The organism is Ruminococcus flavefaciens, from assembly GCF_900116855.1.
Lineage (GTDB): Bacteria > Bacillota > Clostridia > Oscillospirales > Ruminococcaceae > Ruminococcus > Ruminococcus flavefaciens_R.
Genome location: NZ_UETD01000011.1, coordinates 10,400 through 25,647, shown reverse-complemented (window position 1 = coordinate 25,647; position 15,248 = coordinate 10,400). Strand labels below are relative to the sequence as shown.

Genomic DNA, 15,248 nt, shown 5'->3' with positions numbered 1-15,248 from the left:
TCATTTCCCTTCAAATAAAATAATTATTACAGATCCGCATTCACGGATCGAGTAATCCAATAAGGACCACAGAGCTTACAAGCCCTAATACGGAGCAGACAGGCAGGAGTATCTTATCTTTCCATGTCCACGATCCAAAGAGCTTCTTTCCGATGATAAATGCTGCTATCTCAACGACTATCATTATTATCATCGGAGCAAAGAACGCAACTTTTTCAAGGACCGCGGTCTTTCCCACAGTTTCCTCCATAAGTCTTGATTCATCCATCAGCCACATATACACAAATCTGAGTGTAACAAATCCCATTGCAAAATAGAGCAGGTATGTCGAAGCAAAAAACATTACTTTTCTCATTTCACGCCCCCCTTGGATGTGTTGGCAATAAAGTAAACTACTTGCCGATTTTTCGACATATATCATATTATATCACGCAATTTTCACATTGTCAACACATTAATCATTTATGATTTGATTTTTGTATTATACCACAAGTATTTGCGAATTATATTACTTCATATAGTGCTATATCAATAATCAATGTCCCTTTTCCGACAGCAGTAAGACTTTGCCGTATAAAAGACAAAAATGGAAAGAGCTGTGTCCGCCTAAAGAACACAGCCCTTCCCACTTTACAAGGATATATTCAGTAATCCCGTATCACCGGGAATTACTTGCCTGATATGATGAGCTTTCTCATCGATACCATGTCAAAGACGTCTATTTCACCGTCTTCGATCAGGTCTCCTGCCTGCCAGTCAATCAGGTCATTCCTGCCGAGGAGGAAACCCTGAAGCATTACAAGGTCGGCAACATTGAACTGCTTATCCGCATTCACATCGCCTCTGAGCTTTGCGGATACGGGATCGGTATCGTCTGCTTCTTCTCTGCCCGAATAGGTAACAGAGGGCTCTGCAGTGTCCTTATAGTAGAAGTTCATATAGTCCACAGCACCCTTGAAGTAAGCATCTCCGCCCCTGCCTATGTAGCAGTCGTCCCTGTCCGCTGCGCTGAATACATCAGCAGGGGTAAGGGACATATCTTTGCTGTCTGCCTGTACGCCGTTTATTATGAGAGAGCCTTTTCCGCCCGAGATACGGACGGTCACCTTGCTCCACTCGCCTTTTGTCAGTGCCGATGAAGCCGTGAGCTTCTCGGTCTTTGTTCCGTCAGTGATGACGAGCTCAGCCCTGCCCTCACTATTTGAAGGAGAAAAGCTCATATAAGCCTTGTCGTCTCCGAAGCGGAAGATATCCTGCGCGGATTTTCCGCCTTTCCAGAGCGCTCCGAAGCTTATCTGGAGGTCTCTTGCCCTGACTGCCGAATCATCAAGTATAACATAGTCGTCCTCGCCGTCAAAGCTGAGAACGCCCTTTGCGGATGTTCTTTCGGACTCCCACTGCGCACCGCTTATGAGCGCGTCCGTAGCGGCATATTTATCCTTAGCCCACACCTTGGACTCGTCTGTAAATTCATATGCGGCGGTATAGCCGTCCTCGGTCCTGTGACCGCCGTTGTCGTCCAGCCAGCCGTAGTTGACGCCGCTGTTCTTCGACTGATCGTTGCAGAAGTCACCGTCGAGGATAGCTGTGCCCGTGTAGGAAGCCGTTCCGTAGACATAAGCCATACCCTTTGCCACAGCATCATCGCCTATGGTCACAGCATCGGCAAGATATGCCTTCTGGAGCACCTTTGCATTGCCCGAGACCTTGCAGGAATTGAACACAACGGCACTGTCGCCTATTACAGCATTGCCGCTGAGGGTAACTGTTCCCGATTTCCAGCCGTTGTCATAGACCCAGCCGCCTCCGTCAACTATGGCGTGACCGCATATAATGGCATTATCGGAAGCTGTCACCTGATTTGCGACTATGGCGTGGTCCTCAACGCGGACATTGCCTTTCAGCACCGCATTTCCCAGTACCATGGCATCGGGTCCCACATATACGGAGCTGTCCACCTTGGCGGAGTCCGCTACCCAGCCGCCTCCGTTGGGGTGAGCGTGTCCCCTGCCCTTCTGATACCTTGTGGAATAGTCGATATCAGCGCCGTTCACAGTGATCTCATAGGGGTATCTTCTGCGCTCGTCACCGTTTTTGTATGTGGAAACGTCGTCCTTATGGAAGGCGTTGCACTTGTAGAGAGTCTTGGGCATTGCCGTTACCGTAAGGTAAGCGGAAGCCGCTCCCTGTGCGGAAGCTGTCATGGACTCGCCGTCACCGAACAGATCGGAGTAGGTCTCTTTGCCGTTTCCGTCAACAGTTACGATACAAGCCTTCCAGCCTGCATTGCCGTCGTCGGAGAGTCCGCGGAAGCTGACGGAAATATCGCCGCCTGTCAGCTTCAGAGGGATGATATTTATGCCCGCCTGCATGGGCGCCTCCTCCTCGGGAACGCGGTAAACTCCGCCGCCCTGCCCGTCGGGAAGAGTATAGACAAGATTTCTGTAGAAAGGCTGGGAGTTCAGCTTATCATTGAACTCCTTCTGATAGGCTTCCTTTGCGCCGAAATCAAAGGTAGCCATGCGCTTTGCGTAGTGTCCGAAAATGGTCTGTGCATCGGTGCCGAAAAGCCTTGTGATGGTATCAAAGGGATATTCCCCCGGCTTTGCTTCGGAAATAATGCGCTTGACGCTGTTTATTCCCAGTCCCTCGATGTTGTCGGGATTATAGGAGATATACACAAGGAAGGGCCATACCTCATAGTAGTTCCTTCCGTGAGGGAGAGTAAGGCTCAGATTGCGTATATACGGCTCGAACCAGCAGGTCTTTACGTCGCCTGTGTAGTAATCGCTGGCAAGATACATCTCGCGGAACCAGTTTGCGAGGGGCTCCCACCATGCGCCTGTGATATCCTGTCCCTCCCATGCCTTCTGGTGCATGGTGACAACATGACCGAATTCGTGTGCTATGGTCAGGTCGTCAAGCATTGCCTCGGGGCTGATTATCTCTATGCCGTAGCCGTCCTCAGCGCTCATGAACGCCCAGCCGTCGGGGTACTGGTCAAGTCCCGTATAGGTCAGGTACACATTTGTCTTGTACTTCTGTGTGCTCCTGCCGTTGACGTCAACGTTCATATTCTCCATGCCGAGAAATTCGCCGTAGCATTTCCAGAGCTTCTCGTAATCCTCCAGATTACGCTTGAGAAAGGCGTCGTTGACCTTTCCCGTGGTGTCATTGTTGCCGTAGAAAATTACAAAGTGTTCTGATTCAACGTAATTTGCAGTCTTACAGTAGCCCCATTTGTCGCGGATAAGGTACTCTTCCGCAGCATTTGCGGGTGCGGGCAGTGCCTGTGCCATTGACAATGCCATAACTGCGCCCGTAAGAGCGGCTGAAAGCCTTTTTTTCATTGTACATTCCTCCGTTTCAGATCGTCCCCAAATCCCCATCGGAAGTATCACGTTAGTTCATCTACATCATTATACTATCATTTTGAGCAGAAATCAATGATTTATTGTACCAAAAATCTGTACTATCGTGTGTATATAATAGATAAATGGCAGCATGAAAATTTTATATATTTTCTTTACGATACCCCGTTTTTGATAAAGCGGCTGCGTATTACTATATATTGATATGACCGTTCAACAGTATAAATGTGTTCCCGATCCCAAACAGCAGAAACTGCAAATACACCATATACGGGAGCTTTCCCTCGCTCCTCTGTTCAACGCGAAAGCAGAAAAGGCTATTTTAAGCCTTATGTATTGCTTTTTTCAAACTAATATGTTATAATACATTAAAAGTCTGATCGCAGAAAAAAATACAGATCACCGAGACTAATTGTTTTTTATACGGAACACTGATACCGTCAGAGCCCTCATCGGACACGGAATAAAGAGATATAATAACCGATGGGCGCCAGATTATCAGGAGGAAAACATGAAAAATCACTTTAAACTCAGAACGGCTGCGGGGCTGGTCTGTCTCGGTCTGGTAATGCAGACCTCTGCCTACCTCCCTGCCTCAGCCGAAGCAAAGAGCGGTATGACCATAAACGAGGTCTGCTCTAAGAACACTTCATACGACACAGGCAGCGGACAGTTCTTCGACTGGATAGAGCTCTACAACGGCGGCAGCAGCGCCGCAGACCTTTCCGGCTGGGGGCTCTCCGACAAAGCCGACAAGCCCTATCTCTACGTTATCCCCGAGGGCACTAAGGTCGCCGCAGGTGAGAGACTTCTCATTCCCTGCGACAGCGACGGCGCTCTCACAGACAGCAGGGTAGCTCCCTTCGGGCTCTCAACATCAGGCGAAACTCTGGTGCTCACGGACCCTCAGGGCAACACTGTGGACACACTCACCTTCGGCGCTCTTGCCGCAGATACCTCATACGGACAGTACCCCGACGGCAGCGGCGAGTTCTATGAGCTCAGCTGCTCCCCCGCTCAGGCAAATACTGCTCCCGAGGGCAGCAATGCGGTGCATCAGCCCGTATTTTCCATGGAAAGCGGATTCTACGACAGCAGCTTCACCCTTTCTCTCTCCGCAGACGAGGGCTGCACAGTCTACTATACCACAGACGGCAGCGACCCTACGGCGGAGTCGGAAAAATACACCGAGCCCATAACCATCGACGATATGTCCGATACCGAGAACCGTCTCAGCGCAAGAAGGGATATTGTCCCCAATAACGCCGAGGCTCCGCGCAGCAGCGTGGACAAGGCAGCGGTCATCCGCGCCGTATCCGTGGACAGCGAGGGTAATATCAGCCAGCCCGTCACCAAGACCTACTTCATAGGCAAGACAAATTCGGGTTATTATCCAAAAATGAAGGTGGTGTCCCTCGTCACCGACCCCGATAATCTCTTTGACTATGACAAGGGTATATACTGCCTCGGTAAGGTCTACGGCGGCGAAAAGCAGGAGGATCCCCCGAAGGAAGGGGATAAGCCAAAGGAAGGCGAAAAGCCTGAAGAACACGCAGGTCCCGATGAACACGGCGGTCCCGAGGGCAGGGTGGAGCCCAAGAGAGCTCCCAATGTCTGGGAAATAGCAGCAAACTACACACAGAGAGGCAAGGATTGGGAGCGTCCCGCTCACTTCACCCTCTTTGACAACGGAGAAAAGGTCCTTGAGGAGAATGTTGGAATACGCATCAAGGGCAACTACTCAAGATGTCTCCCCCAGAAGAGCTTCAATGTATACACCCGTAAGGAATACGGTGCATCCGAATTCAGCTATGATTTCTTCAATGGCACAGCAGTAAAAGCAAAGAACGGTAAGGCTGTCAAGAAGTACGACGGTCTCGTTCTCAGAAACGGTGGAAATGACAATACCTTCGCATTCTTCCGCGACAGCATAAATCAGTCACTTATTGCCGACAGAGCCTTCGCACATCAGGCGACCACCGAGTGCATCGTCTTTATCGACGGCGAGTTCTGGGGCATATATCAGCTCATGGAGAGGATAAGCACCTCTTACCTCAGCGAGCACTACGGCGTAAAGGAAAGCGATATCGCCATGATAAAGAACGGCGAGCTGGAGGACGGCTCCGAAGCCGACCAGCAGGACTGGAGCCGGCTCTGCAAGGATGCTGCCGACGGAAGCATCTCCTATGAGGAGTTCTGCAATAAGGTAGATATACAGGGCTTTATGGACTACTTCGCAGCTCAGATATACTGGGCTAATGCAGACTGGCCCCAGCGCAACTACGCTGCATGGCGTGCCGATACCATCGACGAGACAAATCCCTATGCCGACGGAAAATGGCGCATGATACTCTTTGATACCGAGTCGGGACAGGGGCTTTACGGTTCAGCTGACAAGTCTGTCAGCGCCAACTGCTACAACAGACTCAGCAGCACCAACAACGAGCTGGCAAAGCTGTTCATCAGCCTCATGAAAAATGATGAGTTCCGCCTTGGCTTCTCAAGGACGATGATGGACCTCGGCAACTATAACTTCACACCCGACAGGACAAAGGAAGTTATCAGCTGGTATAAGGACACCTACAAGCAGCAGGTCGCAGATACCTTTGCACGTTTCCAGTCCAACAGCCTTTCCGGCTCCAACGGCGAGAGACGCTTTGAAAGCGAGATATCCACAGTTACCAACTTCTATGCTCAGCGCTTCTCCTATGCAGAGCGCACTACAAGGTCAGCAATGAAGCTCTCCTCAGAGCCCCACACCCTCACAGTCAGCAACAATGCCGACTGCGGCGGTATAAAGCTCAACACCCTCGATCTTGGCAAGACCTCGGAATGGAGCGGCAAGTACCACTCCGATTACGATGTGACTCTCACAGCCGTTCCCGAGGAGGGTCAGACCTTCTCTCACTGGATAATTAACGGCGCGGAGATAACCGAGGGCGGCAAGAATTCCGCCGAAATAAGCCTTAAACTCAGCGCAGATGCCACTGTAAAGGCAGTCTACGAGGGCGAAGCTGCGGAAGAAGTCATCGGTGATGTGAACAACGACGGACAGTTTAACGTAAGCGACCTTGTACTGCTTCAGAAATGGCTCCTTGCAGACAGCAGTGCAGAGCTTGCAAGCCCCGAAAGTGCAGATATGGTTCAGGACGGCGTTATCGACGTATTCGACCTTATCGCCATGAGAAGGGCACTCCTTGAAGATACAAGCAAATAATACATACAAAAGCTCCGACCTGTAAAGATCGGAGCTTTTTTCAGTTTCACAGCAGATCATTCATCATCCGGACCTGCTTTTACAGCGTATTCATGTGACAATTTATGATCTTCTTTTGCCGCATAAAGATCAGAAAGTATTTTGTATACATTTTTAGTTTTAGAGTTTTCTTCGCCAAATGCTTTCTCATTTATCTTCCTTGCTTTATGTGCATATTCTAAAGCCTTGTCATAGTCCCCCACAGCTTTATATAAGCCTGCAATATTATTGTAAGTGTTGGCTGTTAATGGATGCTCGGCTCCAAGCACTTTTAATTTGATATCCAACGACTTCTTATAATACTCCATAGCAGTGTCATAGTCATTCGCAGCTTCATATACACTTGCTATATTGTTATATGTGGCAGCGATATAATAATGCTCTGCTCCAAGCTTTTTTTCAACAATGTCCAAAGCTTTCTCATAATATTCCATAGCCTTGTCATATTCGCATACTTCTTTATATATGCCCGCTATGTTGTTGTATATGGTTGCTGTTGAAGGATGCTCTGTTCCAAATGCTTTTTCACGAATAGTCAGAGCTTTCTCATAATACTCCATGGCCTTTTTGTATTCGCCCATAGCTTTATATACGATTGCCATATTATTGTATGTTGTGGCTGTATCGGGATGCTCTGTTCCGAGTGCTTTTTCACGAATAACCAGAGCTTTCTCATGATAGTCCATAGCCTTTCCATATTCGCTCATAGCTTTATATACATTTCCTATATTGTTGTAGATGGTGGCTGTATCGGGATGCTCTGTTCCACGTATTTCTTCATAAATAGACAAGGCTTTCATAGAGTATTCCAAAGCAGAGGAATACTCTCCTTTTTCTTTGAATGTGTTTGCCATCTTCACAAAGCTGTTTGCCATATCCAAATCTCGCTGTTCTGCTTCGGCTTGCTTTGCTTTTTGGTCTTCTATAAGGATTATGGCTTCCCGAACCTCGTTCTCTGCGATTTTTTCGCCCTGTTCAGAGTATATCTCCGCCATTATCAAAAGTATCCCGAGTATCTGTTCTGTTTCCTCCGGTCCATACTTTGATTCTTCTTCATCTATACTGCGTTTGAGCGCATCACGATATAAAGAGAGCATAACGCGCTCAAGCTGAACATTGCAGAAATATTTCTGATCGGCATTTGCTATCGAATACATATGCTTGATCGCATCTACATAGTAAGACAGAGCAGGTATGGAAACTTCTTTGAATATAGACTGTGGAATGGTGAGCAGGAGTGACCTTGCCTGATCATAATCATTTACCTGAAAGATGGCATTGCAGGTAATATATGTTAATTTCTCATTACGTTTCATCCTGTTGTTCCTCCCACCTTTGATTTATCATGGAGCTTAACTTCTCTCCCTTATCTTTCCAGTTAGCCTGACATCTTATCAGGAAATTGGTAAAATAATCATCATTTTCATCATCAAATCTTTCGCTCAGATGATCCAGCCATTTCTCTCGTTTTTCATCGAATATGCAATCAAAAAACTGCCACAAAAAAACAAATTCACCAATGATGTCAGGCTCTATGGGATAAAGTATATTCGTTTCTTTATCAAAATACCCATCGGAAAGCTTATTCAGAAAATCCGCCCTTTTCTCCTTATTAGTATATACATTATTTATAGCATTAATATCTTCCTTTATAAATTCGGGCAGACCGCTGTCGGAGATATCGAGCCCGTTCAAAGCGGTAGCAAGTGCCAGAAGATGCATTCCGTTATCAATGCACTCACCTTCAACATGGGACTGGTTACGCTTAAAATAACTTTGAAGCAGCTCATTATAATCCATTTTTGTTTTATCCGCACCGCTAAGGATGGCATCGGTGATAAGCAGGATAAATAAGCATCTGCTTGCCGACTGATTCTGTGAATTGTTAGGTGATATCTTATTTGCAAGATCAAGTATATTCTGATAATCCTCCTCTTTAAGCGTTTTATCATTATAATAAGCCGCTCTGAAGTCCTCGATTATCTCTTTATATGTATCGAGCTTGATATCGTATTCTTTTCTTGAGAGGTCAAGCGGAGTGATCTTATCGCCATCCAAGTAATAATAGTGGTGCTCTTTTATTACCGCATATCGCTCACATCTCTCATACATTTCCTTCTGACGTACAAGAAGCAAAAAACGCGACTTTACTTGGGCATCACGCATTTTCTTGATAAGCTCGATAACATCTTTCTCCTTTTCGTCTGCATAATCGCACACAAAAAGCACGGGCTTATCACACTTATAGCCCTTGGTAATGCCGTTTATTTTAGTAAAATCATCTTTTTCCAGCCAGACCACATTAAAAAAGTACTGATTTCTCTCACAGATATTCCGCACAAATTTACTCTTTCCGACGCCGCCCTGACCGCTTATTGCCCATACAGCAACTTCCTGCTCGCAAAAAAGGAAACGCTCAATTTGTGTTATCTCCATTATCCTGCCGTGAAAGCGTATGTTTTTATTAAGATAATGGAACCTGTTCTGACGGTGGATAAAGTGCTGAGGGAGCAATTTGTTTTCCAGATATTCCTGAAAGGTACCCTCATCCAACATTTCCTGCTGAAGCTGGTACAATCTTTTATCAAGCCATTCTAATTTCTTGTCAAACCTCTCGATATTCTCTTTTGTCACGCTGCTGAGGTCATCCAGCTTTTCAAACGTTTTTTTGTGCCAGTCTTCGGGAGAAACTATCCTCGCGATATTATCCCTGATAATATGTGCAACTTCCTTTGGCAAAACAGATTCGGACGGGATACTCTCCGTTTCACGCAGCTTTTTCTCCAGTGCATTTTCGTCTATGAATAATTCCAGCTGATCGTAATCGCATGAGATCATCAGCTCTTTCAGCTTGATCACCAGCAGTTCCAGATGATTAGTGTCTGTACGGGGATATCTTGCAAGTCTTTTCAGATCATTCTTTATGACCGCTAAAAATTTTTCAAATCGTGTATCATGTGACGCATCGATTACTCCCTTGCCTGCGGAAGCTACGTTAAAAACCGACTTTATCTGCTTGAAAACAGGAACGTCGTTATCAGAAAGTTCGTCAAATGATGTGCTTATAAAGTCAGTTAATTTGTCTTTTATGTCATCCATTGAGCACTCCTCCGGTTCAAGATATATTTCGGCATTTTAATTATTATAAAGTATAACAGATGCTTTGCATTCGTTATATCATAAAAGCGAAGCGTTATGATATAATTGCCCGATTGCAGGGAGCTGATCTCCGATCGGCGTATCTGCAAGGGCTTTTAGATAAATTATAATGAATGCTTTGCATTCATTATATCATAAAAGTGGTGTTATAGCAAGAATCACGGAGATAAAGCTGATGTTTTTTGATTTATTTTATCGTTTTTTTGCAAATGTTGACATTAAAAATAAGGTCTGATATAATGAGAAGCAGGTAATTATTCGCTTGGCAGCGATAACAGGACGGTGAGTGCAGGTGAGCTACAGGCAATTAAGCGAAAACGAAAAGAACGATCTATGGGATATTCTGGTCACTGCTTGTGCGGAAATCCCCGATTTCTGTAAGTATATCAAGGATTTTGGCGGAAAAGCCAGTACTTTATTAGGCGTTCTGGTCGCAGCATTCGACATTTTTAAGAGCAAACATGAATACAAGAGATTCTATCAGCACTTTGAAAAAGAGAGCCGTGACCTGATCCCATGCAGTATCAGCGAAAAAGCTGTTAAAAACATTTTTTCAGTCGTTAAAGATCATCTGAAGAAAATGAGAACAGCAAAGAAAAAACTCACTTTTTATTATCTTCACAAAGATAAATGGGACGAGCTGTCAGCTGCACTGTTTAAGGAATGCAGAGAAAAGATCGGTGCAGATGAGATATCCGATGAACCGCTTCATGCTGTTCTTGACAATATGGTCCATATTATTTTACAGAATAACGAAAGCGTCAGCCTATTCACGGAATTATCGGATATCGTTAAGGATATCCTTGACAGATTAAAACAGGACGGCAAGGATATAGACGCGTTGAAGGATAATGTGGCTGAACTAAAAGAAGCTTTAGATAAATTGGTTCCGAAGTATACCACTTACATCAGCAATGCGGGACTGCCTTCGGAGTTTACCAAAAGCGAGAATATCCTCAGTTTCCGAAACTCAGGCATACAATTCCGCGGCAGAGAGAATGAGCGCAGGGAGCTCGGTAATTTTATGAAAAGACCGGGTGTGTCTGTCACGGCTGTAACAGGTCCGGGCGGCAGCGGAAAAAGCCGTCTTGCATTTTTCTTTGCCAATTCTCTTGACGCGGCTGAATGCAAATGTGTCTGGCTCGATCACAGCCTTCTGAAATCAATAGTGAGCTGCACTGATCTCAGCTATGACAAACAGGTGCTATTTATCTGCGATTATGCCTCGCAGTATGAAGATGATCTGAAAACTCTTATTGACTCGATGAGCCGAACAGGTCAGAATGTAAAATTCCTGCTGTTGGAGCGTTCTGCTGCTTGGTTCACAGACTTCAGAAAGCACAGCAATATAATCGCGGAGCTTTCCCCCGAAGAATCGATCGAACTGTCCGGATCCGATTTTAAAAGAAATGAATGCTTTGAGATAATGGATGATCTTTCAAAGCAAAAGTATAACAGCGCTGTTATACCCGAAAACACAAAGGATCAGATCATAAAAAAGGCAGCCGAGCTCTCAGGTGAAAGCTGTTCTGTGCGGTGTCTGTTTTTGCTGCTGGTAACCGATTCTTACCTGAAAGGCGATCCGTTCCTGACAATGAGTGCAGATGAGCTGCTTTATAACTATATCGAACATTCCAAGGAGATCGTCAAAAAAGAATACAAAAAAGAGGTCATAGATATCGGCTTCAGGTTACTTGCTTATGCAACAGCCTGCGACGGTATAAAATGGGAGGATGAACATCCTGCGATACAGAATGATCTCAACAGTATTATGGAGCATTTCCCCGATGACCGCTATGGTATCAACAGATTTTTCGGTAAGCTCAGCGAGGAAGAAAAAGCCGACACGGTCTCTGCGCTGAAGCCAGATCTGATCGGTGAATTTTTGTTCCTTCACACATGGCTCAATCTTACTTCCAGCCGAAAGAAATGGCTTTCGGCGCTTCTTGAACAGGAGTACAGCCGTGTATTTCTTGCACGGTGTCTGGCTGACTGGGAAGAAAAGTCGGCAAAGCTTTGTAATATGCTTTCCGAGAAAGGCAATAATGCAGAACAGCGTATTAATAGTGCTAAGGTCTACAACTCCGCCGTGCGCGAAGCTCATTCCACAGAAGCACAGATGAAATGGCTTCAGAAGATCAAAGACTTGGACACAGACATTTCTGCTGATATTCTTGCGGAATATGTTGATGCTGTCAGATACGTTTTTGAACACGCCAAATATAAAAGCATCCGAGCAGAATGTACCAATCTAATATGTGCTATCGACTTTGAACAGTATTCATGCGAAAGCCCTTTGCTTGGAAAAGCATTAAATGATGCCGCAATCATATATCAGGATAATGGCGAATACAAAATTGCAATAGAATACTTTGAGAAAGCTTTGGCTATTTTTGAAATAGTACTTGAAACAGAGCATCCTTTAACCGCCACCACATACAATAATATAGCCGGCATTTATGATGATAAGGGTGACTATGACAAGGCTCTGGAATACTATGAAAAAGCTTTGACTATTTTTGAAAAAGTACTTGGAACAGAGCATCCTTTAACCGCCACCATATACAATAATATGGCAATCGTATATAATTCTACGGGCAAATATGACAAGGCTATGGAGTATTATGAGAAAGCTCTGGCTATTCGTGAAAAAGTACTTGGATCAGAGCATCCTTTTACAGCCACTACATACAACAATATAGCCGGCGTATATGATGATAAGGGTGACTATGACAAGGCTCTGGAATACTATGAAAAAGCTTTGACTATTTTTGAAAAAGTACTCGGAACAGAGCATCATGATACAGCCACCATATACAATAATATGGCAATCGTATATATTTCTACGGGCGAATATGACAAGGCTATGGAATATTATGAGAAAGCTCTGGCTATTCGTGAAAAAGTACTTGGAACAGACCATCCTTCTACATCTGCAACATATAATAACATAGCGGTCGGATATTTAGCTACGGGCGAATATGACAAGGCTATGGAGTATTATGAGAAATCTCTGGCTATTCGTGAAAAAGTACTTGGAACAGACCATCCTTCTACATCTGCAACATATAATAACATAGCGGTCGGATATTTAGCTACGGGCGAATATGACAAGGCTATGGAGTATTATGAGAAATCTCTGGCTATTCGTGAAAAAGTACTTGGAACAGAACATCCTGATACAGCCACAACATACAACAATATAGCCGGCGTATATTATTATACGGGTGACTATAACAAGGCTCTGGAGTACTACGAGAAAGCTTTGGCTATTCGTGAAAAAAAACTCGGCTCTGGGCATGAATATACGGTTTCAACACTCTCGGCTATCCTAAAGATAAAAAGCGAACTCGACCAAGACGAAAAGCAATGATTTATAATAAGCTCCCACTCATCCGAGCGGGAGCTTTCATACTCTGCACCAGTGCTTTCCATCAAATGCTCCCGACTATACCAACTCTTTCCATAAGCCAACGAGATCCACATCGTTGTATTCCTGCTGCTGCGGCTCTATGCGGAAACAAAAAAGACCCGATCTATGTGCTATAACAATTCGCAAAAGCACTAAAACCGAGTCCGAAAGCTAATTCTGTCTCAACAAAAATCAAACCCGACAGTTTCCTGTCGGGTATTTCTGTCTGGGTATGACTTAATTGATGATACATATAAAATGGCTATTTTATGCCATAATCACTTTCATCTGCGACCTTATTTATCTCCTGCAACATAGCACGGCGATTGCAATACAATTCTTGCCACCTGTCTATAATCATATCTGCTGTTTCAATTCCGCCTTTTATTGTTTTCATATGTCTTAGTTTATCCGCCCAACGTTTGTAAGTCGGACGGTCAGCGGTATGCTCTGCGACTTTATTAAGCTCGTTTGCATATGCTTCAAGAACAAGCTCAGAATAGTTTTCTATCAGGAGAGATTCATATTTTTCTATAAGATATATATTGTTATTTGAAAATACATAGTTTGCAAGTCTGTCTGTCAGGAACTGGCGAACCTCAATAACATTCCAATATTTTTTGCAGAACAGTTCAATAGCCTCATCGGAATATCCAAGCTTATCCATAAGCTCAATGTGATACAATATCCATTTTTTACGTTCATAATTACTGATATTATTCTTTGAAATCAGCTTATCAGAGCATTCAAGCATTTTTTCGAGAAATTCTTCTTCATCAAAGCATCTCCAAATGAAATCAAAATAAAGCTCGTTGAAGAAGCTATAACTTGTGTCCATTTTTCTGAAAGCAGCATTAAAAAGCCTGCGTCTTGTTTTTATGTCCGACTCATCAGCGATAGTCGAGAGCATTTCAAGACAGCAGTTTTGAAAATAACTAATATCTCCGTCATCATCAAGGTCAGTAGTAAGTATCTCATCGCATTTATGAGAATTTTCTTTAAATGCTCAGGAGATGTACCTGCAATAAGACTTTCAATATCTGTATAATCTGGATTGGAATGACTTTGTAAATCCTCTAACAAATTTAATACAGCAGCCATATGCTTACAATTATTGCCGTCAGAAGCATACGGACAATTGCAGTATATATCATCAATTTCCCCGTCAGAAAGATAGATGCTGACCTCATAGTCGTCTGAACCTGAAACTACTGCATTTACTTCATCAGCCGATAAGTTAAGTATCTCAGCTTTCTTATTTCGGTGATAGTCAAATCCTCGTTCAAGGATAACAGGATTAAATAATTTCTTCCAATCCATTGCTGCTCCCTATTGCTCAGCTGCGGTCATAATGATGATCGATTATCGCTCTCAGATTATCAAAAATGAAAGACTGCGCCTGCACTGAATACAGATTAAGATAATAATCTGTTCCTCGCTGACTTGTTTTAAGGTGTGATGTAATTCCGATATCCTCTCCTGTAGAGGTTACAACTCGGTTTCCGTCAGCGTTTTTGATCATCATCCCTATACTTTCAAGCCAGTCATTTATCCAGGCAGCCTGCATTTTCTTTGTGCCATTATCAGCAATAACTCTGTTTATCTCATTTGCAATATCGCTTACTTTACATTCTCCGTAATTAAGCTGCAACTGCGAAAACTGATCATCATTTATGAAAACTCGTCTTCGTCTCGGCTTTTCCGAAGCCGCAGTTCTGTTCTCAAACGATTCTATCTCCCATTCAAGCACACGTGAAATGTACTCAAAACAAGCAATAACACGACTATCACGAACAATATCGTCTTCATGAACACGCATACCTGAATTCGGATCAACGCCGTTAGATAGCTTGTCCATATACAGCTTTGCTCGTCTTAGTTTATCTATTTCATTCATTTATCGTCGCCTCTTTCCAAAGTAGTCGATAAGTACACCTTTGATGATGTTGCATATGTGAACAAATATAATTACACTACTCTCAAACTGCGAGCCTTTTGCGTACGCCTCGCAGGAGTTTTACTACCCTATAAAATTACACTACTCTCAAAC

General features: G+C 44.3%; 9 protein-coding genes. 2 read left to right on the top strand and 7 right to left on the bottom strand.

Going from position 1 to position 15,248, the window contains the following annotated elements:
• Positions 1–40: 40 nt before the first annotated feature.
• Positions 41–355 carry a hypothetical protein gene (locus DSZ37_RS12170; RefSeq protein ID WP_109727169.1) on the bottom strand — a complete coding sequence of 105 codons (315 nt, stop codon included), beginning with the start codon at positions 353–355 and terminating at the stop codon, positions 41–43.
• Positions 356–668: 313 nt separating this feature from the next.
• A complete protein-coding gene (locus DSZ37_RS12165) occupies positions 669–3,350 on the bottom strand; it encodes a DUF6055 domain-containing protein (protein WP_109727168.1) in 2,682 nt (893 codons plus the stop codon).
• A gap of 532 nt (positions 3,351–3,882) precedes the next feature.
• Between DSZ37_RS12165 and DSZ37_RS12160 the strand changes: the two genes are divergently transcribed.
• Positions 3,883–6,588 carry a CotH kinase family protein gene (locus DSZ37_RS12160; protein WP_109727167.1) on the top strand — a complete coding sequence of 902 codons (2,706 nt, stop codon included), beginning with the start codon at positions 3,883–3,885 and terminating at the stop codon, positions 6,586–6,588.
• A gap of 56 nt (positions 6,589–6,644) precedes the next feature.
• Here DSZ37_RS12160 and DSZ37_RS12155 read toward each other — a convergent pair whose 3' ends face one another.
• Positions 6,645–7,943 (bottom strand): tetratricopeptide repeat protein, encoded by a 1,299-nt coding sequence (locus tag DSZ37_RS12155; RefSeq protein WP_109727166.1) that lies wholly within the window; start codon positions 7,941–7,943, stop codon positions 6,645–6,647.
• Positions 7,933–9,726: a hypothetical protein gene (locus DSZ37_RS12150; protein ID WP_109727165.1), complete on the bottom strand. Its 1,794-nt coding sequence runs from the start codon at positions 9,724–9,726 to the stop codon at positions 7,933–7,935. Before DSZ37_RS12150 ends, DSZ37_RS12155 begins: the two co-directional genes overlap by 11 nt.
• A gap of 352 nt (positions 9,727–10,078) precedes the next feature.
• Between DSZ37_RS12150 and DSZ37_RS12145 the strand changes: the two genes are divergently transcribed.
• Positions 10,079–13,159: a tetratricopeptide repeat protein gene (locus DSZ37_RS12145; RefSeq protein ID WP_146198182.1), complete on the top strand. Its 3,081-nt coding sequence runs from the start codon at positions 10,079–10,081 to the stop codon at positions 13,157–13,159.
• Positions 13,160–13,460: 301 nt separating this feature from the next.
• Here the strand turns inward: DSZ37_RS12145 and DSZ37_RS12140 are convergent, their stop codons facing one another.
• From DSZ37_RS12140 to DSZ37_RS12130, 3 genes are read right to left on the bottom strand one after another with little or no spacing between them, the layout of a single operon-like run.
• Positions 13,461–14,108, bottom strand: coding sequence for a hypothetical protein (locus DSZ37_RS12140; RefSeq protein ID WP_109727163.1), 648 nt, complete (start codon positions 14,106–14,108; stop codon positions 13,461–13,463).
• Positions 14,075–14,518 (bottom strand): SWIM zinc finger family protein, encoded by a 444-nt coding sequence (locus tag DSZ37_RS12135; protein WP_109727162.1) that lies wholly within the window; start codon positions 14,516–14,518, stop codon positions 14,075–14,077. Before DSZ37_RS12135 ends, DSZ37_RS12140 begins: the two co-directional genes overlap by 34 nt.
• A gap of 16 nt (positions 14,519–14,534) precedes the next feature.
• Positions 14,535–15,095: a hypothetical protein gene (locus DSZ37_RS12130; RefSeq protein WP_109727161.1), complete on the bottom strand. Its 561-nt coding sequence runs from the start codon at positions 15,093–15,095 to the stop codon at positions 14,535–14,537.
• Positions 15,096–15,248: the final 153 nt, after the last annotated feature.

Excerpts from the sequence above, each read along its gene's own strand:
- DSZ37_RS12160 (WP_109727167.1), top strand. The coding sequence starts at position 3,883 with ATGAAAAATCACTTTAAACTCAGAACGGCTGCGGGGCTGGTCTGTCTC.
- DSZ37_RS12130 (WP_109727161.1), bottom strand. The coding sequence starts at position 15,095 with ATGAATGAAATAGATAAACTAAGACGAGCAAAGCTGTATATGGACAAG.
- DSZ37_RS12140 (WP_109727163.1), bottom strand. The coding sequence starts at position 14,108 with ATGCTCTCGACTATCGCTGATGAGTCGGACATAAAAACAAGACGCAGG.
- DSZ37_RS12155 (WP_109727166.1), bottom strand. The coding sequence starts at position 7,943 with ATGAAACGTAATGAGAAATTAACATATATTACCTGCAATGCCATCTTT.
- DSZ37_RS12170 (WP_109727169.1), bottom strand. The coding sequence starts at position 355 with ATGAGAAAAGTAATGTTTTTTGCTTCGACATACCTGCTCTATTTTGCA.
- DSZ37_RS12165 (WP_109727168.1), bottom strand. The coding sequence starts at position 3,350 with ATGAAAAAAAGGCTTTCAGCCGCTCTTACGGGCGCAGTTATGGCATTG.
- DSZ37_RS12135 (WP_109727162.1), bottom strand. The coding sequence starts at position 14,518 with ATGGATTGGAAGAAATTATTTAATCCTGTTATCCTTGAACGAGGATTT.
- DSZ37_RS12150 (WP_109727165.1), bottom strand. The coding sequence starts at position 9,726 with ATGGATGACATAAAAGACAAATTAACTGACTTTATAAGCACATCATTT.